Origin of the sequence: Leucobacter exalbidus (assembly GCF_017834145.1) — a bacterium.
Lineage (GTDB): Bacteria > Actinomycetota > Actinomycetes > Actinomycetales > Microbacteriaceae > Leucobacter > Leucobacter exalbidus.
On sequence record NZ_JAFIDA010000001.1, the window covers coordinates 302,527 to 324,971 of the forward strand.

23 protein-coding genes are annotated in these 22,445 nt (G+C 58.8%); 8 read left to right on the forward strand and 15 right to left on the reverse strand.

Annotation, left to right across the window (positions count from 1 at the left end; all coding sequences use genetic code 11):
- The first annotated feature begins 92 nt into the window (after positions 1–92).
- Complete coding sequence (locus JOF28_RS01390; RefSeq protein ID WP_245189824.1) at positions 93–1,085, forward strand: ComEA family DNA-binding protein; 993 nt, start codon at positions 93–95, stop codon at positions 1,083–1,085.
- A complete protein-coding gene (locus JOF28_RS01395; protein WP_209704132.1) occupies positions 1,082–1,951 on the forward strand; it encodes a hypothetical protein in 870 nt (289 codons plus the stop codon). The genes JOF28_RS01390 and JOF28_RS01395 overlap by 4 nt, the downstream gene beginning before the upstream one ends.
- Positions 1,952–2,061: 110 nt before the next feature.
- On the opposite strand, the gene JOF28_RS01400 is transcribed toward JOF28_RS01395, so the two are convergent.
- Genes JOF28_RS01400 through JOF28_RS01415 form a run of 4 tightly spaced genes read right to left on the reverse strand, consistent with a single transcriptional unit; the run spans position 2,062 to position 8,750 of the window.
- Positions 2,062–2,814 (reverse strand): hypothetical protein, encoded by a 753-nt coding sequence (locus JOF28_RS01400; RefSeq protein WP_209704133.1) that lies wholly within the window; start codon positions 2,812–2,814, stop codon positions 2,062–2,064.
- Positions 2,807–4,003: a GIY-YIG nuclease family protein gene (locus JOF28_RS01405; protein ID WP_209704134.1), complete on the reverse strand. Its 1,197-nt coding sequence runs from the start codon at positions 4,001–4,003 to the stop codon at positions 2,807–2,809. The genes JOF28_RS01400 and JOF28_RS01405 overlap by 8 nt, the downstream gene beginning before the upstream one ends.
- Positions 4,000–5,970 carry a DEAD/DEAH box helicase gene (locus JOF28_RS01410; RefSeq protein ID WP_209704135.1) on the reverse strand — a complete coding sequence of 657 codons (1,971 nt, stop codon included), beginning with the start codon at positions 5,968–5,970 and terminating at the stop codon, positions 4,000–4,002. Before JOF28_RS01410 ends, JOF28_RS01405 begins: the two co-directional genes overlap by 4 nt.
- Positions 5,967–8,750 carry a DNA methyltransferase gene (locus JOF28_RS01415; protein ID WP_245189825.1) on the reverse strand — a complete coding sequence of 928 codons (2,784 nt, stop codon included), beginning with the start codon at positions 8,748–8,750 and terminating at the stop codon, positions 5,967–5,969. Before JOF28_RS01415 ends, JOF28_RS01410 begins: the two co-directional genes overlap by 4 nt.
- A gap of 119 nt (positions 8,751–8,869) precedes the next feature.
- Here JOF28_RS01415 and JOF28_RS01420 point away from each other — a divergent pair, with 119 nt between their 5' ends.
- Complete coding sequence (locus tag JOF28_RS01420; protein ID WP_209704136.1) at positions 8,870–9,415, forward strand: DUF1643 domain-containing protein; 546 nt, start codon at positions 8,870–8,872, stop codon at positions 9,413–9,415.
- 7 nt (positions 9,416–9,422) lie between these two features.
- On the opposite strand, the gene JOF28_RS01425 is transcribed toward JOF28_RS01420, so the two are convergent.
- From JOF28_RS01425 to JOF28_RS01445, 5 genes are all read right to left on the reverse strand, one after another.
- On the reverse strand, positions 9,423–9,665 hold the full coding sequence (locus tag JOF28_RS01425; RefSeq protein ID WP_209704137.1) for a hypothetical protein: 243 nt from the start codon (positions 9,663–9,665) through the stop codon (positions 9,423–9,425).
- 40 nt (positions 9,666–9,705) lie between these two features.
- On the reverse strand, positions 9,706–9,909 hold the full coding sequence (locus JOF28_RS01430) for a hypothetical protein (protein ID WP_209704138.1): 204 nt from the start codon (positions 9,907–9,909) through the stop codon (positions 9,706–9,708).
- A gap of 78 nt (positions 9,910–9,987) precedes the next feature.
- Positions 9,988–11,325 (reverse strand): hypothetical protein, encoded by a 1,338-nt coding sequence (locus tag JOF28_RS01435; protein ID WP_209704139.1) that lies wholly within the window; start codon positions 11,323–11,325, stop codon positions 9,988–9,990.
- A complete protein-coding gene (locus tag JOF28_RS01440) occupies positions 11,325–11,885 on the reverse strand; it encodes a recombinase family protein (protein ID WP_209704140.1) in 561 nt (186 codons plus the stop codon). Before JOF28_RS01440 ends, JOF28_RS01435 begins: the two co-directional genes overlap by 1 nt.
- A gap of 481 nt (positions 11,886–12,366) precedes the next feature.
- Positions 12,367–13,884, reverse strand: a complete 1,518-nt coding sequence (locus JOF28_RS01445) for a SulP family inorganic anion transporter (RefSeq protein WP_209704141.1) — start codon at positions 13,882–13,884, stop codon at positions 12,367–12,369.
- Between the two features lie 196 nt (positions 13,885–14,080).
- Here JOF28_RS01445 and JOF28_RS01450 point away from each other — a divergent pair, with 196 nt between their 5' ends.
- From JOF28_RS01450 to JOF28_RS01460, 3 genes are all read left to right on the forward strand, one after another.
- Positions 14,081–14,434 carry a MerR family transcriptional regulator gene (locus JOF28_RS01450; RefSeq protein ID WP_209706674.1) on the forward strand — a complete coding sequence of 118 codons (354 nt, stop codon included), beginning with the start codon at positions 14,081–14,083 and terminating at the stop codon, positions 14,432–14,434.
- A 368-nt stretch (positions 14,435–14,802) separates the two neighbouring features.
- On the forward strand, positions 14,803–15,957 hold the full coding sequence (locus JOF28_RS01455) for a hypothetical protein (protein WP_209704142.1): 1,155 nt from the start codon (positions 14,803–14,805) through the stop codon (positions 15,955–15,957).
- Positions 15,958–16,090: 133 nt separating this feature from the next.
- Positions 16,091–16,291: a hypothetical protein gene (locus JOF28_RS01460; RefSeq protein WP_209704143.1), complete on the forward strand. Its 201-nt coding sequence runs from the start codon at positions 16,091–16,093 to the stop codon at positions 16,289–16,291.
- A 72-nt stretch (positions 16,292–16,363) separates the two neighbouring features.
- On the opposite strand, the gene JOF28_RS01465 is transcribed toward JOF28_RS01460, so the two are convergent.
- The 5 genes from JOF28_RS01465 to JOF28_RS01485 form a co-directional block, all read right to left on the reverse strand.
- Positions 16,364–16,921, reverse strand: a complete 558-nt coding sequence (locus JOF28_RS01465) for a hypothetical protein (RefSeq protein ID WP_209704144.1) — start codon at positions 16,919–16,921, stop codon at positions 16,364–16,366.
- A 236-nt stretch (positions 16,922–17,157) separates the two neighbouring features.
- A complete protein-coding gene (locus JOF28_RS01470) occupies positions 17,158–17,451 on the reverse strand; it encodes a hypothetical protein (protein ID WP_209704145.1) in 294 nt (97 codons plus the stop codon).
- A 182-nt stretch (positions 17,452–17,633) separates the two neighbouring features.
- Positions 17,634–18,230 (reverse strand): hypothetical protein, encoded by a 597-nt coding sequence (locus JOF28_RS01475; protein ID WP_209704146.1) that lies wholly within the window; start codon positions 18,228–18,230, stop codon positions 17,634–17,636.
- Positions 18,231–18,232: 2 nt separating this feature from the next.
- Positions 18,233–18,766 carry a hypothetical protein gene (locus JOF28_RS01480; RefSeq protein ID WP_209704147.1) on the reverse strand — a complete coding sequence of 178 codons (534 nt, stop codon included), beginning with the start codon at positions 18,764–18,766 and terminating at the stop codon, positions 18,233–18,235.
- Complete coding sequence (locus JOF28_RS01485; protein ID WP_209704148.1) at positions 18,759–19,523, reverse strand: hypothetical protein; 765 nt, start codon at positions 19,521–19,523, stop codon at positions 18,759–18,761. The genes JOF28_RS01480 and JOF28_RS01485 overlap by 8 nt, the downstream gene beginning before the upstream one ends.
- A 320-nt stretch (positions 19,524–19,843) precedes the next feature.
- Here JOF28_RS01485 and JOF28_RS01490 point away from each other — a divergent pair, with 320 nt between their 5' ends.
- Positions 19,844–20,164, forward strand: a complete 321-nt coding sequence (locus tag JOF28_RS01490; RefSeq protein WP_209704149.1) for a hypothetical protein — start codon at positions 19,844–19,846, stop codon at positions 20,162–20,164.
- Positions 20,165–20,201: 37 nt separating this feature from the next.
- Entirely contained in the window at positions 20,202–21,665 is a 1,464-nt protein-coding gene (locus tag JOF28_RS01495; RefSeq protein ID WP_209704150.1) for a type IV secretory system conjugative DNA transfer family protein, read from the forward strand.
- A gap of 354 nt (positions 21,666–22,019) precedes the next feature.
- On the opposite strand, the gene JOF28_RS01500 is transcribed toward JOF28_RS01495, so the two are convergent.
- On the reverse strand, positions 22,020–22,433 hold the full coding sequence (locus JOF28_RS01500) for a hypothetical protein (RefSeq protein ID WP_209704151.1): 414 nt from the start codon (positions 22,431–22,433) through the stop codon (positions 22,020–22,022).
- Positions 22,434–22,445 lie beyond the last annotated feature (12 nt).

Below are 22,445 nucleotides of genomic sequence, written 5' to 3' on the forward strand. Positions count from 1 at the left end.
CCCCAGCTTGGCGATTAACGTGAAAGGGCGGTCTTCTCCACACCGGCGTGAAAGGCCTAGAGAAGTGCCGTGGAGCGAATTACGGTGCGAGTATGCACAACCGTTCGAGCCCGGCTCACGCGAAGGAAGAACCACCGACGCTGCGCTCTGAAGACATCATCGCCAGCGAGCGGTGGCGTGCCCGCGTCGGCAGCGGCCCCGCGGTGGAGCCCGCTTTGGAGCGGGTGCCAGAGCGCTCACTGAGAGACCGGATCGCCCGCGCCGTGAAAGCTCCGGTGCTTGCGGGCATCGCGGTGTTCGTGGTCGCCGTTATCGTCACGATTGGCATCGTCGCCGCGAGCTCACTGGGCGGGGATGTCGCACCAGACGCTGGGGCCGAGGCGATGGCGGGCGTGGCTGATGCAGACGGCCTCGGTGAAAGCGCAGACGCCGGCACAGGCTCAGGCGGCCTGACGGGCGGCGGGGGAGAAAATGGTGCGACTGGTTCTGGAGCCGGCACGGGCGCTGGAACCGGTGCCGAAGCTCGGCCGCTAGCGGGGGACCAATCCGCAGCGGGCAACAGTAGCGATGCTGCTAGTGGACCTGGTGCGGCCACAGCCGCGGGAGCGCTGATCTTCGTGCACGTGGTGGGAGAGGTCGCGAGGCCCGGCGTGATTGAACTCCTCGCTGGTGCGCGCGCACAAGATGCCATTGAAGCCGCTGGCGGCGCGACCGGGGCCGCCGTGCTCTCGGGCCTGAACCTTGCGCGGCCCCTCGTTGATGGCGAACAACTGGTGGTGCCCGACAAGGCCGCCGTGGCTGCTGCGCTTGAAGCCGCCGCCGAGACGGGACAGCCGCACCCGCCGGGTGACGCCGCTCCCGCAGACGCACCGCCTAGCGAAGCGCCGGCGAGTGCCACCATCAACCTGAACTCAGCCGACGCAACCCAGCTCGAGACACTGCCGAGGGTCGGGCCAGCACTCGCCGAACGCATCATCGATTGGCGCACCCAAAACGGCGGCTTCACAAGCGTTGACCAGCTGCTCGAGGTCTCTGGAATCGGCGCGAAGACGCTCGCCGGGTTTCGTGATCGAGTGACAGTATGAGCGATGCAACGACCATAGAGGGTCAGCGCACCGTGAGCTCGCGCACGGCCGAACCGGTGCCGCGTGCACCACCAGGAACTTGGCGGGTGCTTGGCCCGGCCCTGGTGCTCTGGGTGGTGACCGCGATCTCGGTCGCCGTACCAGGAAGCTGGTGGGTACTCGTGTGTCTGGCGAGTGTCGTCGGTGGGGTAGCCGCAGTCGCAGCTATCCGCGGTCGAAAGTGGTTGAGCCACGCGATCTTCGCCTACGCGGCTGTAGGCGCCGCCCTGGTGATGGTCACGGGAATGCGTATTGGCGTTGCTGAAGCGCAACGCGAGGCTCCGCACATTGAGGCTGCAGTGAGCTCGGGCGAATCGGTGGCGCTCAGGGTCGCGCTGAGTGACTACCCGGCACTGGATGCCGAGGCTACTGAGAACGCGATTTCTGGCTGGAGCCCGGCCACGTTACTGGAGCAGCGCCACGGCACCAAGCTCGTGCTGTGGTTTGCCCGCACCGAAACGGATCTCGGAATAGGTGGCGACGCCGAGGCACAGGATACGGCACCCCGGTTCTGGGCGCCGGGCACCGAACTGCTGATCGAGGGGCACCCGGTGCCCCTCGAAGCCACCTCAGGAGCACCATTTGGCATCAGCGTCAAACGGGTGAGCGAGATCACCCCGGCGTCACCTGGCATGATCGTGGCGGCGAACCTGCGTGCACAATTGCGTGACACGGCAGCGCAAGTCGCCTGGGCATCACTCGTGCCAGGCTTCGCCGTGGGCGACACCGCTTTGGTCAGCGATCTGCTCGACGAACGTATGCGGTCCAGTTCACTTTCGCATCTTGTTGCTGTTAGCGGGGACACTGTTAGATCAGGAGGTGGGTAGCGGATTTGTTGCGCTGACTGGGATCTGCGGGGGTCTAGTAGACATGGAGAAGCGGAAGACCCCCACAATATTGCCTGCAGGGGCCTCTCCGTTTGACTAGCTGAAACTACCTATTCAGTTGAACCAACGATCGCATCCACCTCAGCGAGAACTGCTGCAACGTCAGATTGGCGAAGTTCATCGACAAAGAATATTCGGCTGCCAATCTTGTTCAGTGAGGTCCCAAGGATCAGTCCTCGTTCACGGTCTGCGATCCAAAATCGATCGTGGAAATCGTTGGACTCAACTACGTTGACCTCTAGATCTCGACCATGCGCATGTAGATGCTCGAGAACAGCCGTCCGCACTGTTTCATCATTCTGAGAAGGACTCACAACAGTTGTGATGCGCAAGCCATCTGTCAAAGCGGGCGAAATCATTCTCGCTACCGAGGCCGCATAATCTTGGCTATCTCGCTTCCGGGAGCTTGTGTACAGATACGGATCTGTGATGATCAGCTCCCGGATCGGGGCCAGTGCCTGAAGACGGCCTGCCATTCGTTGCTCCGCCGTCTTCGGCGGTTCCTTAACGGAGATGTCTTCTTGGAGCCAGACCATATTCAAGAATGATCCAGGTCCTCGGGCAACTAGTTGTTCTTGGATCTGTTCGATTGAATAGTCGGCTCGTCGGAACAGCATCCGATACCCAAGCTCATCCGCGTGTGACACAAGTTTGAGAGCATCTGTGTGAGTTAGCGGCGGATCGAACTGGAACGAATTCCAGGCATCAAGATGCCGAAATTCCCCGTCATCGTCAAAGCTCACGGGCTCGTTCGCCGACGTGGACCTTGTGCCGTCGCTGCCATCAAGAAAGGAATCACTCATGCTTGGACCCCACTAAGCGTTGTTGCACCTTGTCGTACACGTAGTCGGTGATCTCACCGGACATGATCATCGCCACAGCCTCGTTGATCGCGTCGCGGGGCACAACGAACCATTCAGACGGATCGTAGTTCTGGCCCTTCTTGTCCACCTGGGTCAGGGCGAGGCGCACGTCTGCAAAGACGCGGTGCAGCAGGTTCTCCAGCGCCGAGGCCTTGAGGTTGTACACCCGGTAGTCAGCCACGATCTTGACCGGTGCCATCAGATACGTCGGTGAAGTCGACGCGCCTTTGACCCGTTGCTCAACGCTGGTGGTCGAGAACCCGATCTTGTGCAGATCTTTGATGTTCGCAACTTGGGGGTCTGTGCTCATCGACTGCAGCACGTAGATATGTCCACTCTCGATGTCGGGGTCAAGTACTTCGCTCACATCGTGCCCTGTACGCGCCAGAACCTGCCCCTGGGCCTCGTACAGACGCGTCATGAGGCTCTGTCTATACATCGCCGATTCTGTGCCATTCTCGAAGACCACGCGCAAACGCTGCTTTTGCTTCGGCTTTCCACCAACAACCAGATCCACATCGTCCCCGACCTCGGCGACGAAGCACATCACACCGCTAAGTACGAAGAACACACCTTCACGGATGAGATCCATGCCGGTGAACGGCATCAGTTGGTAGGTCCCGTCAGCGAGCTCGGCATGTTTTGCCTTGAATAGCGGCTCAAAGAGGTCGAAGTCTTGGGCTTTCACCCTCTGAGCCACCGAGTCTGGCGATTCAGGGCGCTTGAACACCGGCAGGTCTGACACATCAAGAATGCCAGTTTCGTCACCCAGCAGGTCATCGAGGTCGTCGTCCTCGAGCAGATCTTCCAGGGACGACGGTGCTTTAGCGACCTCTAGCATCCCGAACTCGTCGAGTGGTTTCAGCTCTTCTAGTTTTGCATCGTCTGCCAGGATCCCATCGAGCCGGGCACCAAGCTTGCGCTCAGCAATGTCACGGGTCGTTGCACTCGGCAACCGGTCGTGCGTCCGACGGAACTCTACGATCTCCAGGAAGGCACGCTGTAGCCGATCAGTGGCTGTTGCTTTCTTTGGCTTTTCTGGGACGTCCAGCAACCCATCGAGGTCGTTGTCGATAAGGTCCTGTAGCGATGTTGGTGCAGCCTCGAACTCGTCTTCATGCTCTGTCATTCGCCAGCCATCATCTCTGTCGCGCGCTTGTCTGCTTCGAGCTTCTGCTTGGCCCGCTGGAGCCAGATCAGCGCTTCTGCATGACGCTTTTCTGTCGGATCTTCGGCACGTGAGTCGGGCTTACGGCCGTTGACCTTGATCCAGTTCTTGATCCGCGGTACCAGGGCGAGTGCTTCTTCTTCGGTGAACTCGATCCGCGTCGCCGAGATAGCGTCGGTAATAATCCGCAGCACGTTCGTTGTGACCGACTTGGACATGACTTCGAAGGCGCGTTGGAACGGATTGACGGAGTCGATCAGGTTGATATTGATCTCGTCGATGTTGACGAACTTCTCGCTCATCTTGATGAACCGCTGGTCGCCGACCGTGCGCACCTCACCGTTCTTGATCACCGAGTCCACGACAACCTGCTGGCGGATCTCTTCGATTTCGGTCTCGGTCAGGTCCGGGTACTTCTCGCGAATGATCTTCGGGATGAGTACCTTGTTCGTGGTCTCAGGATCGATGCTGCCGGCAGCGGCTCGAGCGAAGGTGTCATCCTGCAGAATCGTGGCCTTCAAATCGTTCAGGTCGGTGTCCACGATCTGCTTCACGCGATCAGTCGAGGGTTCCTTGAAACCCTTGATGCGCAGCGTGCCCGGTTCCGGTGCATCGCCATCGCGCTTGGCCTTGAACGTGAAGTTCTGCGCCAGCACCTGCTCCATCAGAAGCGACGCAGTGATCGCCTTGAGCATGTTGTTGACCGAGACCTTGACCTCGGTCTGTGACGCATCTGGTTCGGCGATAAGGTTCGTGAACTGGGTATGCGTCTTGCCGGGGCTGTCGCGGGTCACGCGACCAATGATCTGGATAACCTCAGTCAGCGAGGAGCGGTAGCCCACCGTCAGAGCATGTTCGGCGAACGGCCAGTCAAAGCCCTCCTTCGCCATACCCAGCGCCAGGATGATGTCCACCGCGTCGGCTTGCTTCGATGCGACAGTCGAGAGGTAATGCAGCGTGTCAGCACGCGCCTTCTGGTTCGTGTCGTCAACGAGATCAGCCACGCGCAGGATCGCGCCTGTATCGGCGCGACGGATCCGGATGATCCCGGTGTCCTCTTCGGTATCCACGACCTCACCGATCGCGTCGATGATGAAGCCGACCTCTTCGATCTTGTCCTTTGTCGACTCATTAGCGTTCACGCTAGGGATGTGCAGGATCGTCTTCTTGTCCAGGTCCAGCACCTCGCTGATCGCGTCGGTGTAACGCCCCTGGTAGAAGTGGTGGCCGATACCCAGAGATTTCAGGTGCTCATAGCCGTTCAGCTGGTCGTAGTAGTTGAACGTCACCGGTGTGAACTGTGCCTCATCGTCGGCCGACAGCACAGGCACCGAGTCGCCGCGAAAGTACGAGCCAGTCATGGCCACGATGTGCACATCCGAGCCAGCCATCACATCACGTAGCAATGCACCGAGGCGGTTTGACTCGGTATCTGCCGAGACATGGTGGAACTCATCGATTGCCAGCACTGTGCCGTTGAACGCTTCGGGGGCGAGCTTCTCAAAGGCATAGCGCAACGTCGCATGCGTACACACCAGAGTCGCGTCCGGTCCGTTGAGGAAATCCACGAAAGCTTTGACCTTGCCAGATGATGACCCAGGCGTGCACAGATTGTGCTCATCCTTGATTTCCCAGTCGGCGAAGAAGCCGTTCTTGGTTAGTGGCGTGGTTGCAAACGATGCGCCGATTGAACGCTCCGGCACCGCAACGATGACCTTCTTGCGGCCCTGGTTGTAGAGCTTGTCGAGCGCCACGAACATCAGTGCACGAGACTTACCCGAGGCTGGGGGAGCCTTCACCAGCAGGTGCTGCGCATCGCGCTTTTCGAAGACGCGCTGCTGCATCTCGCGCATGCCCAGTGCGTCAGTATGCACTGACGCCCCGGTCTGGGAATACGTCACATCGACGATGTTCTCGGTCTTGCTCATTTTTTCTTACCCTTCAAAGCTTCAGCTGCAGTCATGGCCTCATACATACCAAACAGGTCCGACAATCGCTGTTCGTCCGTCTCGTAGCCGCTCTTCGAATAGATGGAATCAACTAGCTCATCGATGGCAGTGTGGGCCGCACGAAGGTCCGCCGGCATCTTGTCTGGGTCGTAAAGCTCAGCCAACGTCTTTTCGCAGTGGTACTCACGGACGTCCAGCACTCGCAGGGCAGCGACTGTGAGCTTCTCCTTGACCGTGCCGGATAGCGGAGGCACCGGGAAGTTGTTGTAGACGATCGTGTTGGAGTAACGAATTCGATCCTCGAGTGCGCCCGCGACGGCGCGAGTCCACGCCATATGAACGCGCGACGTTAGGAGGGCGAAAACCCATGGCTCGGCATCATACACGGCGCTTGCTGAGTCTCCGATGACGGTATCTGGACCCAGGTAGCCAATCGGGATGTAGTCCCGCCTTTCTGATGAGTGGCGCGGAATCAGAATCGAATTGGTTTCGCGGTATCGCACTTCAGCGAAGCGCCATGGAACGTCTGCTAGTTTCTTGGTGGCGAGGCGAGTGCTTTTTGATCGATGCTCTAATACTCCGCGCACTCTTCGGTCGATCTCTGGAATTTCGGCTGCGACGGCATGATTCTCCAACGTCAGCCATAGGACGTACTTGTCAGTGCCGTCGATAAACTCCTCGGTACCCGTGAACGCCTTCGTATAGTCAGTGGATCTTGGATCCCTTTCGATCAGGTCTCGCCATGCAGGTTCTTTGATCAGGAGATTTCCTCCGTCGTTTGGCATGCTGCCATTGGAAATAGGGGGAAGGCCTGACAGCGGTTTACGGCGATCCGTGACAACAAAGTTGTCACCATCGGCAAGGTAACCGTTGATGTTTGTAGCCTTGATCTGCAGATCGCCAGCGTAGATATACTTCTGGTCCACCCGAGGGACACGCAAATTTATGACTGAAACTGTCACGCCAGCGTTTCGCTTCGCGTTGTTCGTCCATTTGAATGATGTATACGCGTACCCGATCTCCAAGTCCAGACTGACCAAGAACGGAAATAGGAGCGCAACTTGTTGGCCTTGCGAGAGAGAATTTGTTGTCACGAAAGCAAGTTCGGACTTGCTACCGCGAATGTACTGAGCACCCTTAATGAACCACAGGGCAATATAGTCCAGGTTTTTGGATAGGCCTGTGTTCTCAATTACATAAGTGTAATCAGCCTTTTGCTCTGCTGTTTGAAGCTTTGATCCGTAGTACGGCGGGTTTCCAATTAGGTATATTTCAGACTGCCCGTCGTTCGGGCACACTTGGGTCCAGTCAATTCTTGCTGCGTTTCCAGCTTTGACCTGACCCGTCTCTCTCAGCGGGATCAGCGGAATCGAGAGCTTGAACTTCTCTTTGAACTCGGTGTTCATCTGGTGCTTAGCAATCCAGATCGACAGGATCGCCACCTCGACCGCGAAGTCATCGATCTCGATGCCGTAGAAGTTCTCGATATTGATCCGTGACTCGGCGTACAGCATCTGGTGCTTGCTATCGAGCTCGAAGAGGCGCTCAAGGATGCCGTGCTCAAGTCGACGAAGCTCCTTGTAGGCGATGATGAGGAAGTTTCCTGAGCCACAGGCCGGGTCGAACACCTTGATCTCGCTGATCCGGTCCAGCAGTGCGCCGAGCTTCTTGACGCTGTCGAATCCAGCGTCAAACTGATCGCGCAGCTCGTCCATGAACAGTGGCTCAATGGTTTTGAGAATGTTTGGCACCGAGGTGTAGTGCTGGCCAAGGTCTGCGCGCTTACCGGGTGTGACGATGGCCTGGAACATCGAGCCGAAAATGTCGGGGTTGATCTCGCGCCAAACCAGGTTGCCCAGCTCGATCAGCAACTGCCGTGCCGACTTGGTGAACTCTGGCACGAACTCGTCATCGGTCACGGTGAAGAGACGGCCGTTGACGTAGGGGAAGGCAGCCAGATGGTGCGGCTTGTCTTCAGCAAGCTCAGTATCAAGCGCGAGGAACACGTCCCGCAAGAAGTCCGCGGCATCGGACCCATCGACTTGAGTGTGCGACCCCACAGCGTTAGTGAACTGGCTCCCGTCAAAGATCTCTGTGTCCTCAGCGAAGAAGCAGAACAGCAAGCGCGTGAAGAACACATTCAGCGAGTGACGTCCGTTTGGCTGCTCAAGCAATCCGGGATTCGCTGCCATCAACTCATCAAAGAGTTTGCCCATGCGCTCGGCAGCCTTGACATCAGCAATCTTCTCGGCGACGTATTGCGCCTTCTCCATGCCAGCCCAGGGCAGGAAGAAAGTGTAGTGCTTGTCGATGTCGCGGATGTCAAACCCGATGGTTTCGCCGACTTGCGTGTCTATCGCGACGACCTCGTCGTAATCCGTAACGATCACGAACCGCGGGCCGTACCGCACCACCGAAGCCGAGATGCGTAGCTCTTCGAGCTCGGCCAGTGGGTCGCCGTTGGTCTCACGGAAGTAGACAACGTTCTTCTGCGCCACTTCTCGTGATGGGTCAGCTGCGACGTTGAGCGAGGTGCCGTTCTTCAATCGGGTGACGTTGCCCTTGGGCTTTCCGTAAGCCAACAACAAATCGAAGATGAATTCGCGGTCGTACGATTCTCGACCTGCAAGTGGGGCGACGCGTTCTTCGACGGCCTTGAGATTTAGTTTTGCCATCGTTCTCTCGTTGATTCTTCTTGGGCGCGCCGACGCCGGCTGCGCGTCCTCGCAACCGGAATGATTCATGATCTTTCGGGTCATCTCAGATCATATCGGCGCGCTGCTGTCAGCTCCGGTATGATCTTGCGGTTCGCGTGAATCAGTAGCTACGTAGAACATAACTGTCAATCGCTGGATCGTCGTGAACGAATGGAGCACTCATGGTGATGTTCTACCCCCAGGGACACGAGGCCACCTTATGGAAGCCAGATCCTGCCGAGGCAGGGCATCGTTTTTTCCTCGGTAACGACGCTGGCTGGTCGGTCGGAAATCCGCCGCTCATCGCGCTCTGCATGAACCCGTCGTATGCCAGCGAGCAAGTCTCGGACAAGACAATTGACCGGTTGATCAAAGCGAGCATCGAACACCAATACAGCGGCTGGGTCATGCTCAACCTGTATCCCGAACGGGCCACAGACCCGGCGAATTTATCTGCCTACGATGCCTCGCTTTCGCAGGACAATTGTGACGCGATCGAGGAAGTGATCGCGAAGTATCAAGTCACCGAGATTCTTGGGGCCTGGGGTGGGAACCCTAAACCGACTATTCGCCAAGCAAAGCGCGACGTACTTGCGCGGCTCAAGTCTCTCGGTGTGCAGGTTTTCAGCTTGGATCCGCTTACTGCTGACAAGAACCCGCGGCACCCTACGCCGAGGACTGGCCCACTACCGATGCTTGGCCCAAAGGTGTACCTGCCGCTGCTGTGAAGTGAGCCTATTCGCCATCCTCGCTCAGAATCAACGGCGTGAAGCCGCCCAGCGCCGCAGGTGATGCACACGGCAGGCATAGTGTTAGCCCGAACTCCAAACACAGCAACAGCTCATCCCGGTCGTGACCGGTGTGCCAGCTACCTGTCAGCCGGTCGCGACCGGGGATTGCCCCGCAGTAAGGGATCAAATCAAGCGCCGGCCCACGCTGGTACAAGTGGTGGACAACTTCTCCGGTGACAGTACTCATGCAGCGGATCCTGCCAGCAGCCACCGACACCCGGTTCGGCTCAGCGACGATCCTCAAAGGGATCCACCACGCTGTGAACGCCATGCTCGGGGCAAATGAACGCGATACGCACACCCATGCCAGCTGCGCCTGCGGCCACGTCTGGCTCACAGTCACCACCGCACTCTGGGCAGGTTCTGTACCCGTCGTTCTTGGGCACTCGGATCGATACTCCGTCGGGGCCCTCAAGCTCGTGGTACTCCATGCGACCATTCTGCCCGGAGAGACGACAAAGGAGAACCCCCGCGGATCATCCACGGGGGTTCTCCTGACGGTGCCAATGTCAGCTGACGTGCAACTCCTGGCGCTCAAGCGCTGCAATAAATGACAGCACGTCATCCTCAACAGTCTCCAGATCCGACACCCTGAGCAGGTGGTAGCCGTTGGCCTTTGCCCAATCGTTCTTGAGACCGTCGCTGTGCTTCACCTTCTCGAAAGCAACCTCGGCCTGTTCGACGGTGATGCTGTGGTTCCAGAACACCGGTCTGAAGTGCTGGGCCCCGTCAAACTCGATGAGCACTCTGCGCTCTGGCAAGAGGAAATCGAATCTGCGCCGGCCGGCATCTTTCCGCGTCTCGAACGCCCACTCCTGCTCGAACTCGATCCCCAGATTCTCCAACGCTTCAGCTACACGGTATTCACCCCGTGACACGCTGCATCGCTTACAGCCACTACCTTCTTCGGCATGCCCACGAGGGTTCTGGGAGAACTTGCCATGCTTTCTGCAGATGATGATGACGTTGGTTGCTTGATTCACGTAAATGACCAAGCTGTAGTCGTAGCGATTACCGTGAGTGATCCTGGCGCGTACAATCCACTCATCAGAGGAGTGGGGGATGCCCCCGCCGCAGCGCGCGCAACCGACGCCCTTGACGTGATCCTTCGCTACCTGTCGAAAGGCTCCATGCTCACGACAGATGATCGTCACCATGGTGGTGGAGTTCACGTAGACGGTCTCGGAATAGTCGTAGAGATCTCCGTGCACCTCGCGCACTACAGCGATCCACTCTGGGGTGCTCCAGTTGTACAGACCAGCACAGCGAGCACAGGCGTGTCCGCCCAGGTGATTTCCTGCGTTCTGGGAGAACTCGCCATGCTCTGAACAGATGATCGTCACGCTGTATCCAAGGCCCTGATACATGACCTTCGAGTAGTCGTACATGTTGCCATGAACTTCCCGCGCCCTGCTGACGAACTCATCATTACCCAGTCGCGATGCCTGGGCCATGGCGTCGACGCCACATCGTGGACACCCGTGAGTGCAATGCAGATGAACCCACGGAGTCTGGTTGAACTCGCCATGGACCCGACAGATGATCGTCACTGGCGAATCGACGTTGATGTACACCACTTTGGAGTAGTCAAACATTTCTCCACGCACACCTCGAGCCTGGACAATCCACTCTTCAGTAGTCGGGCGGTAGAGCCCAGCACACCGAACGCAGCCCTGTCCTCGGTTCACATGATTCTGCGGTCGCTGGGTGAACTCACCGTGCACGCGGCAAATGATGATGACCTTTAACATGGATCCGAGGTACACGCTCTTCGAGTAGTCATAGAGATCACCGTGACGTGCGATCGCCTTGGCGATCCATTCTTCCGGTGTTATGCGTCGCGCCATTACTGCGCACCTACCTTGAGGTAGCGGTACAGCGTTGCCGGGCTTACGCCAACGACGCGCGCAATCTTTTCCATGGAGAACCTGCGCTCGTCATAGAGCTCCTGAGCCTCCTTGATCTGCTCGTCGGTGATGCTGCGACGACGGCCGCCAACGTTCCCCTTGGCTCTGGCAGCAGCCAGTCCAGAGTGGGTGCGCTCGATCAGCAGTTCTCGCTCCATCACAGCGACAGCCGCAACGATATTGAAGATGAGCTTTCCCGCCGGCGTCGTAGTGTCGATTCCAAGGTTGAGGATCTTCAGGCCGATCCCTCGTTCCTGCAGCTCTTCCGAAAGTTTCGCCAGCTCACCAAGATGCCGGCCAAGTCGCGAGAGCTCGACAACAACCAACCGGTCACCCTGACGCAGCGTTGCAAGGCACCGATCCCACTGCGGTCGATCAGCGCCCTTCTTACCTGATGCCTTCTCTGAGTAAATCTGGTCGCATCCAGCGGCCGTGAGTTCATCCAGTTGACGGTCAAGGATTTGATCCTTGGTACTGACGCGGGCATACCCAATATCCATGAGAGAGTCTTCTCCTCGGTAATGGACGTAATGGTCCAACTTCAAGAACAAGACAGCATGGCGGTCTTCGGGGTAATTCTCATTTTACCGGGGTTTGTGAGTAAACCCAATATGAGAGACCACCATGTGAGATATGACCTGCGGAGCTACGTCAAAACCGCTGAACGAGACGTCCAGCCGGGAGCCTCTCACATAACGCTCGATTGCGAGAGAGCCTTTTTGTGCGTCGTCAGGTCCAGTTGAACTGTGCTGAATTCCGACCGATTGCAGGACACGAAATACGAGCCACCAAGACGCGCGGCCTCACGCAAAGAGAACTGTCAAATGTACGAAGGCGTCAGTGCTTCCGCCCACAATCCTCGTTGCTCACGGTGTGCATGCTGTGGGTCCACGGGTGTGGCCCAAACTGTCGGGACGGTGAACGACCTGTCGGGCGATTGCGAACAGACTGGGCCAGCTCCCGGTCAGTGGTATGTGGTGGTCAGTGGCCGTTGCCGAGGTTCCCGGTGAGGCGACCGTGGAAGGCTGCGGCGGTGTCGTTGAGGCCTTCGATAGTGACGGTTTTGCCGCGGTTTTCGTACTTGGTGATGATTGCGTCGAGAGCCGCGACAGTTGAGGCGTCCCATACGTGCGAGCGGCTCATGTCGATGACCACAGTCTCGGGGTCATCTGTGTATTCGAATTGGGTGGTGAGGTCGTTGCTTGAGGCAAAGAATAGCTCGCCATTCACAGCGTAGGTCGCCGTTGTGCCGCTGTCGTCGATGGTGCGGGTGACGCTGACGAAGTGCGCGACGCGGCGGGCGAACATGATCATTGCGGCGATGACTCCGAGGATGACGCCTACGGCGAGGTTGTGGGTCCAGACGGTCGCGATGACAGTGATGAGCATGACTGCGGTTTCGCTCTTGGGCATCCGCTTGAGAGTACTCAGTCGGATGCTGTGCCAGTCGAACGTGGCGATCGCTACCAGGATCATCACTGCCACGAGGGCGGCCATGGGGATCACAGCGACGACGTCGCCGAGGGCGAGGATCAGCACGAGAAGGAACACGCCTGCAAGGAAGGTCGAGATGCGGGTGCGTGCGCCGGATGCTTTGACGTTGATCATCGTCTGGCCGATCATCGCGCAGCCACCCATGCCTCCGAACGCGCCGGAGAGGACGTTGGCTGCTCCCTGACCTAGGGCTTCGCGGGTCTTCCGGGAGTGGGTGTCGGTGATGTCATCGACAAGCTTCGCGGTCATGAGGGATTCGAGCAGCCCGACGACGGCCATCGCGAGGGCGAAGGGCGCGATGATCTGGAGAGTTTCGAACGTGAGCGGCACGTTCGGAATGAACAGCTCGGGCAGGCTTCTCGGCAGCTCGCCCTGGTCGCCCACGTTCGGGACGTTCCAGGCGAAAACGATGACAGCGGCTGTCAGTAAGACGATCGCGACTAGGGGCGCGGGGATAACTTTCGTCAGCCGCGGCATCAGGTACATCACGAGCAGTCCGACGGCAACGAGCGGATAAACCAGCCACGGGACACCGATGAGCTGCGGGAACTGCGACGTGAAGATCAGGATTGCCAGCGCGTTCACGAATCCGACCATCACCGAACGAGGGATAAACCGCATCAGCTTTGCGACGCCGAGCAGCGCCAGAACGATCTGGATGAGCCCGCCCAAAAGGACGGTGGCGATGAAGTAGTCCATGCCATGCTCGCGGGCGACCGGTGCGATGACGAGCGCGATAGCGCCCGTTGCGGCGGTGATCATTGCGGGGCGACCACCCAGGAACGCGATAGCGACCGCCATGACGAACGAGGAAAACAAGCCTACGCGTGGATCTACGCCCGCGATGATCGAGAACGCGATTGCTTCCGGGATGAGCGCGAGGGCGACAACGAGGCCGGCGAGGACTTCGCGGGTTAGCAGGCGCGGGCTTCGCAGCGCCTGTATGACGGTGGGTTCGATGCGATAGCGCGATGCGGCATCACGTGTAGGGGTGACGGCAGTCATATGCCCTCCGATTGTTGGGCTCTCTCGTGAGAGCGGGGATAACGAATGGGTTGCGCAGCGGCGCGCAGGCGTCGGTCAGCCCGACGCGGGAAGATAGGGGGTTCGAGCGCGAGAGCCGCGCCGACCCCGACTCTAACGTAACGTTAGTGTTGTGAGGAAATCGACAGGAGGTTCGGCTGTGGCCAACGAGGAAACCATGCGGATCGGTGAAGTTACCGAGCGCACGTCTCTGTCGCTGCGCACCCTTCGACACTGGGAGGATGCGGGTCTTGTGTCACCGTCCGCGCGCACAGAAGGCAACTTCCGGCTCTACACCGAAACGGACGTCGAGCGGCTGTTGATCATTCGACGGATGAAACCGCTCGGGTACACACTCGATGAAATGCGCGAGCTGCTGGACGTCGTCGACGCGCTGGCCGTCACCCCTGACGATGCCTTGCTGCGTGCGCGCCTCAATGAAGTCCGTGAGGGTGCTGCGCTACGCCGCGAGAAGCTCACTGAGCATCTCGCTATGGCCGACGAGTTCGTGGGGTTGCTCGCCCGTCTGTAGTTCGGGAGAGCGACGCTCGACATGTCGGTTGTTTGCGCCCGTGGAGCGAGTGTCTTGATGCGCATGGGACAGCTGGCAGTCGATTTACGCCCCATGATGATCGCGTTGGGCACAAGAGCGTTGAGGACTTCGGACAGAAGCTGCCCCGCCTTTGGACACTGACAACAAGCCCTACCAGTGCCACGATGAGGCTCCGTTCAATAAACAGGTTCAGTTATTGGCTTCAACTCAACACTGTTTATAGAACGGGTTGTTGAACGGTCGGTACGCGACTTCTGATGATCTGACGGAATTCAGTCCGTGCTCGGATAGGCGACCGATTGTTGAACGCTCTGCGACCTGTCCTGGATGCGCCTTAAGGTGATGACATGACATCTGCTGTGCCCACGTGGCTTCCCGAACGACACCTCGGGGTGATCGCGACGCTTGCGCATGCCGACGAACTTATTGCTCAGATCGGTGAACTGCTGTTTTCGTATCTTCGTGGTGAAGATGTCATCCGGATCCGTGAAGTTCCCAACGGAGCCATGAGCGACGCGGTCGTCGAGAGGCTTGCTCCCATCCCGCGAAAGCTCCCACTGTTGGTAGCCGACGCCTTCGTCACTCTGCGTGCCGCTCTCGAGCACACCCTGTTTGCTGAAGCCGAGTTTCTCAACGGTGAGCCACTTAGCGAAGACGCTGCTCGGTCGATAGAAATGCCGGCAAGCCTGAAACACAACGACTACGTCGAATGGGTGAAGAAGCGGAAGCGGAAGACGCCCGACTCGCTGGCGGCCGGTAGTGAACTCTTGCGTCGCGTGGAGGGTCTACAGCCGTTCCACCGCAACATCCGACCTGACTTGCACCCGCTTGCACGCTTGGCGCTGCACACGAATAGATCGAAGCATCGGACGCCTGCGACAATTGCGGTCCGGCTCGTAACTATCGTTCGGGACGACGAGGTGGTGCGCTCAATCAACGACGTGGAGCTACGCCCCGAACTTCCACTGCACGTTGGTGAGGTCATCGCGCAAACGCCGTTGGGCCAACGCGTACCTGCCGATCTCTGGCCGGCGCTTGGGATCAACCGGCCAGATACCGACGAATGGCCGATTATGATGCACGAGCTGGATGAGATCTCGAGCTGGGTGCGCCAACAAGCAATACCACGACTGATCACTGGTGGGGGAGCCTCTGCTGAGGAACTCCCGACTCACTATGAGATCAGTACCGGTCACGACGACGAGTCCCTAGCTATAGCTAGGGGGTCGACGCTCACTGCTGCCCAGCGAAACAAGAATCAGATGGGGGCTGCCGTTGTGCGTAGTAACCTTGTCGATCTCTTGCTGCCACAGGCGACGGGGTTGACTATCGAAGGAATTACCGCCTGGCTTGCCCAAGTGGAAGACGTAGACGTCATCGATATGATCACGCAACTGAAGGCGAGTCTTTCCCAGGAGCCCGGTGGAACCGAAGCGGCAGAGATGCTCCTCAACGAACTCGGCAATAGGGCCCTTCAATTCATGAGCGACCAGCCTCAATAGGCTCTCTGGTTGGGGACAGACGATCCGACATGTAATCGCGGCGGATGCTACTGATAACCCTTTGCCAGATTGTGCAGCACAGCTGCTCCGGGAATCCCTCGAGAATAAGATCCACCACCTTGAGGAGTCCGTCATGAGCACTGCCACCGTCGCTATTGTCCAGTTATCACTGTTCGATCTGGACGTCGCTTACACCGAGGCGGACCGCATCGCTGATCGCCAGCTCTGCCGGGGCTACCTCAATCAGTGGGCCAGCTCCTTCAAATCAGAGCCAGCCGTCACTGAGATCTGCACCGCTGACTTCAAAGCGGCAGCCGCGCGGCTTGCGCTGTAGCACTGGCGACCACGGACAAAAAAGAACCCCACTCGCCAATGAAGGCAAGTGGGGTTCTCTCCGACGGCGGAGCTACGCCGTGGTCTTGTGGTCAGCCGCGTTCTTCGCAATGGTGTCGCGCAGCTTGGTGAAGAGTTCATCATCATGGCCATGCACGAACCAGGTGTGCTTGATTGCGTTCACCATGGGATCGAGGAAACTACCAGCGAATCCTTCGACTGCATGAGCCGCAGTGAGCGTCAAGTGTTTGGCAATAGTAAGAGGCGGCTCAATCGAGTCAGCGCTGCGCTTAGCGTCGCGACGCTCGAGGTCGTCGAGAACACGGGCGTGCCCCTCGGCCGCATCATCGAGATGCATCAGCATGTCGCGACGCTCGAAGTAGTCGACAGCCAGAGAACCAAGATCCGTACCGAGACTGTCTTGGAGCAGTACCGCGAACCGGGTGGCTGAGGCTGGGTCGAGGTTCTCTCGGGCGCTGCGCTCATCGATGAACGCCGCGAAGTTGTCGCGGGTGCCCTTGAGTCGACGCTCCACAAGTTCGCTCCAGAGCAGCATCTGCTCAGTATCAGAGAGCCGGCCTGAGGCATCGCGTGAAATTACTGCGGTGAATGGGGTGGTGGTGACGGTCATGACAAGTAGCTCCTTGTTCGGGGTGGGTGAAGGGCTCTTTCCCCTTCGAAATCCATCCCGAGCGGGCTATGCCCGCCCTTATGTGCTGCGTAGACGGCACCAGACAAAGAGAACCCCACCTGCCAATGAAGGCAAGTGGGGTTCTTCCTGACGGTGAGGCGCAGTCACCGCGGCAGCAATCGCTACCAGTTCTGCGCCCGGGTGGGCTATGCCCACCAGTCTTTACTGCTCTTGGTCTAGCTGCCCATGCGGCGGACGATCTCCTGATGCATGACGGCCAGCCCACCCTCGAAGTGTGAAAGGCTCGCGGCGTTTTCGCGCAGGCGGCTGCGGTACGGATTTTTGAGGGCGTGCATGTACATGTTCAGCAGCTGATTGTTGGTGAGCTCGGCAATGTCCGGAAGATCGGGAGTCGTACAGTGAGGGTCGGCTGCCAGATGAATCTGGGCTGCGAAGTGCTGTGCCGGGTTCGGGTAGGAGAGCTCACGCGCATGGTTGTAGTCGAACGTGGCGATGATGGTGATTGACATGGGTTGCGCCTCTAGTCAGTAGGTCGGTGGATGAAGGATCCTTTCCCTTCAATCAATAACCCGAGCGGGCTGTGCCCGCCCTTATGCGCTTCGAGCGCGACACCACACAGCACAAGACCCGGCTGCAGCTGCAACCGGGGTCTTGCTTTTCTCTGTCTGTCTGACCAGCTGGGGGAGTAGCCCTAGAGCAGGAGCTTCAGCACCGTGTCTCCAAGCTCGCCGCACATCTTGGTGAATTTGACTGCTGCGGCCTTCTTGTCGACGATGGCCGCCCCGTCGTCAATGCCGTGCAGCTGACTCAAGTACCTATCGGTGATCTCCAGATTGCGGCCAACAGAGTCCACGCCGGTAGCGTCCGGATCCCACGTGATCTCGAGCGACCCGTCTGCGTAGCCGGTGGGTGCAAGAGTGCCGTTGCCTTCGCCGGTGACAGATCCCGCGCACGAGTACTGCTTGAAGCTAACCGTAGTTCCGTCAACGACCCACTTATCAAGCACCGGAGAGAATCGCTGATTCGCTTGGAAGTACTCCGTCCCAGACTGCGGGGCGGTGCCCTTCGACGAGTCAGTTTCAGAGGCCGGCTGTTCGACGGCTGGCTCCTGAGCTGCTGGATCCTGCTGCTGCTCAGTATCTGATGGGATCTGCTCGGCTGCTGCCTCGGCCCGTACCTGTGCGTAGTACTCAGCGGCAATCTCGTCGCTGCCAGGGTAGCTAGTGCAAGCTGTCGTACCCAACAGGACTGCTGCCACCAGAGACAGCGCAATAGCCTGCTTCTTCATGATTATTTACGCCCCTTCTTGGTGTTGAGCTTGCGCAGCCAAGCCAGAATTTCCTTCTGAGCGATAAGCCCTGCGCCGAACAGCAACCCGACGCCGATAGCCATCCACGTTCCGCTAAGCAGGCCGAACAGTACGCCCATGCCAGCCTTGAGAAACAGGAAGCCTGCTGTGTAGAGAGCAGCGAAGATGATCAACTTCACCACACCGCTGCGGGCGATCGACGTCTGGATCTCGTCGTAGATCCGACGCAGCGTGCTCTTGGTGAATGCCAGGTCATCGCTGTCCTGCCCGGACGGTGGCAAATTCCAGATACCTGCCTTGAAGAGGTAGCCGACCAAGGTCACCAGAAACACCGTCATGCCTGTGGCTACGACATCTGCGAACGGCCCCAGCGAGAGCTGGTAACCAATCGCCATGATGCCGGCCGTCGCCAAAAGTGTGATCAGCATGCCTCCCCAGTCGCGTCCGCCGTCAATTCGAATAACGTTCTCGATGCGGGGCTGGGTAGGTCCATCGTGCCGTGTCTCGTTAGACATTGTTCTTGCTCCCTTCCTTGGGGCTGGAGATGATCTTGAATCCTGCATCGACCTCGGCGGACGCCTTGGTCTTGTTGTTATCTGGAGCGTCCTGACCAGAGATGATCTTGACGCCCTTGTCAGTGGCCATTGATTGGCCCTGCGCCACGTTGCGGACAGCCGGTGCGGCCCAACCCCAGCTGTAGGCGCGCCATCCAGCGGCGGCAAAGGCCAGCACGATCTGGATCTCGAGCCAGCTGACCATGCCTGCGGCGTACCAGCCGGAGAGTACTCGTGGCGCAATCCACCCACCGGTGCTGGCTTCCAGCCCGCTGGCCAAGGTGTTGATCAGCCAGAGGTCGCCACCGGCAGGGCGACCAAGCAAGAACAAGACTGCGACGAGAGCTGCTGCGACGAAGTACGGCAACACCATGACTCGATGTGTTGCAGCCCTTGATTCCCAAGCTTTGTAGAGCACCCAGCTCAGTCCCCACGTGACGCCGAACCAGCAGGCTTTCAGCCCCGTGTACATGACGTAAGCGACAGCACCCAAAGCAGATGTGCCAGTGTCCTCGCTGCGCTCTGCCCAGAGCCGCATGGTGCTCTTGAGCTTTGCCTCGTGCATGGCAGTGTCACCGAGACCGGCCTTTGTGCGGTCAAGTTTGCGGGCCTGACTGGCCAGGAGCTCAGCGCGTTGCGAGGCACTGTGCTTGTCGAACCAGCGATGGCCCTTGATCCATGCCGAGCGTTCTGCTTCAAACAATCGGGTCTCAGCCACGGCTGCTCACCCAGATCCCGGCCACGTTTGCTGCTGCGCTAGGCACGTTCAACGGGGAGACTGTCGTACCCACGACGTAGCCTGCGAAGAAAATGAACCCCGCCACGAATAAGACGACGATCCCTCCGAAGATCAGTTTCCACATGCGATTTCCTTTCCCGGCTTGATGTAAGTAGGTGCCGGGAAATGGGTACGCCGGACACCAGTGATATCTATCAAGCGGTCAAGGAGCGCTTCGGGGTACTTCAAAGATAGCATAAAATTGTATACTTTGCTATAATCTTATTATCCGAATATCTCAACGTTAAGGAGCCAAGGTGATGGCCGACTTGAATACACGGCTGACGATCCCGATGGCTGCAGACGATAAGACCCGCCTTCGGCGCGCTGCCGCCGAATTGGGCATCAGCCCTGGGCTGCTGGCACGTGCGCTGATACTGGTCGGTCTGGACTCGATCGGGGAGCCGGACGTTATCTCTCGGATTGAAGTTGAGGCCGAAGCGGCAACCAGCCGGGCATCTGCAGCCGGCAAAGCCGCGATGAAGTCCCGCTGGGACAAGGAGCGGGCCAAGCAGAAGAGATCAGGTGCTGGCCGAGCTAAGGCTGTGTCACCAGATCTCGAAGAAGAGAACAAATCCTAGCTTTATACGAACTAGCCAGACTGAGGTGACCCAAGTAATGGGTATTTTCGACAAGATCAAGCAGACAGCGACTGACTTCGCTGGAGCCGTGGATACCGTGATGGCTGAACCGAAGAAGGCTTACGTCAGTGATGACCGCACGCCATTCGTAGGCTTCGAGACTGACGAGAACGGTAAGGTCGTCAAGCCCGCGCAGGGTGGTGTCCACAACCTGACTCTTGCTGGCTCTGGTGTCGGCAAGTCCCGCACCGTCTTGGCCCCGGCGATCATGCTGTGGGATGGGCCGGTCTTCGCTGTCAGTGCCAAGGGCGACCTCGCTGAGATGACCGCCGAGCATCGAGCTCGTGACGGTGGTCCGACCTACCTCATGGATCTGACCGGTCAAGTCGATCTCGATGAGATTCCGGCTGGTCTCATGCCGCTGGTCAACGATCCGTGTGCACTGCTGGTGCCCGATGGTGACGGCAACACGGATGACTCTGCTTACGACCTCGCGACGCTGCTCGTGCAGGTCGGCTCTATGGGCGTGAGTGGCGGCAAGGGCGGGGGCGGTGGTGACTCTGACTTCTGGGCAACACTGTCACTCGGCGTACTGGCCTGCCTGCTTCAAGCAGGCGCTGGCTACCCCGATCCTGAGACCGAAGAGTGGGTCGACGGTGGTGGCATCGCGTGGGTGCTCAAAGCCATCTTGAATCCTGGCGGTGACGAGGGTGATGGCGAAGACGGTGGGGGTTTCGAGTTCGACTTCGACACACCAAGCTGGGACACAGCCGCCATGCGGGCCGGCCTCCGCGACTCGGTGCATGCACTGGACATCGAGGCGACCAAGAATCTCGATCCGAAGCAGCGCGACTCCGTCGGCATTAACCTCCGTGTCGCTCTTTCCAGCTGGAAGAAGCGCGCCATCCGTGGAGGCAAAGGCTCCACACCTTTCAAGCCGGCCATGCTCGAAGATCCGACAGCCACTTTTTACCTTGTCTCACCATCCAACGGTGCGGGCGCAGCAGCAGCTGTCTCGGTCATTGAGGCCATCGTCAACCACTGGGTCACTGGCTTCGCCCGGAAGATGCCCAAGATGTTGATGGTGCTCGATGAGATGCCCGTTATCGCGCCCTGGAAGCGGCTGCGTGAAGCCGTGGGTCTGTTGCGTTCATACGGCCTCACGTTCCACGTCGCGGCACAGCACAGCACCCAGTTCATCGCCCGATTCGGCAAAGAAGAAGCAGACGCACTGCTGGCCATCTTCCCGTCGATCCTGATCGGTGTGGGTGCCATCGAGAAGGAACTGCTTGAGTTGGCAGCATGGACCGCACCGCCAAGTGAGCGGCGCGTAGAGTCCCTTGACGCCAACGGCCGGCGCAGCAGCTCCACGGACAAAACCGAGACGTACCAAGGATCAGAACTCCTGCCACGACACCCGGGAGAGGGCCGGCTGTTGCTCCGCGGGATGTCCGGTATGAAGGTCAAGCTGAAGGACTACACCGAGATGTTCGCGGACTAGACCAAGAAGTAAACCAGCACCAACACAGAACAAGACCCCGATGGCATAGCCACCGGGGTCTTGTTGTATCTACTACCTCTTGAATTGATCACCGGCTCTTGCGGGCCTGTTCACGACGCCTCTCGACGACGATGGCCTGCTCAAAGCCCCTCTCAGTCATCACGTACAGGTTGGGGTCTGTCGTGCGCCTCGGTGCCTGAGGCGGCGTAGCAACCGTGTCGAGTGACTGGGAACAGTGCGGCGCGTGCTGCGTATGGTCTTCGCTGAGGTGTGTCGGCTCATCACATTCGACGCAAACACTGCTCTGACCTACTCCCAGGAACGCCGTCCCGTCACGGCTAAGCCAGGCCACGGCTACATGCTCTGGGTCTGCGACTGGCTCTTGCTCTTGGCCTGAGCGAGTCGCGAGTTCTGGCGGTTCTGACTCTGCTTCATCTGCGCCGCCTTCTGCTGACCTGCCGTCATCGGCTGCTTCTTGGCGGCACGCTGCTGGGCAGCGGGCTTGGCCTTCGCGGTCTGGGTAGCGGGCTTGGCCTTCTGGGTGGGCTGTGACATGGTGTTGCCTTTCTGGTTGGTGTTGCTGCTGTTCTGAAAATGTGCGGCCTGTCCCTTGCGGGCTTGAGCTTTGCGTTGCTGGCGTTGCTCGGTGACCTTCTGGAATTCCGGCGAGTGTTCGTTGAATCGCCGAGCAGTCTTGGCCTCGCCGTTGCTGGCCATGGACGACTTGATCTTCTGGACTTCCCGTTTGTCGATCTTGGGCTGTGCCATAAGCGCTGCCTC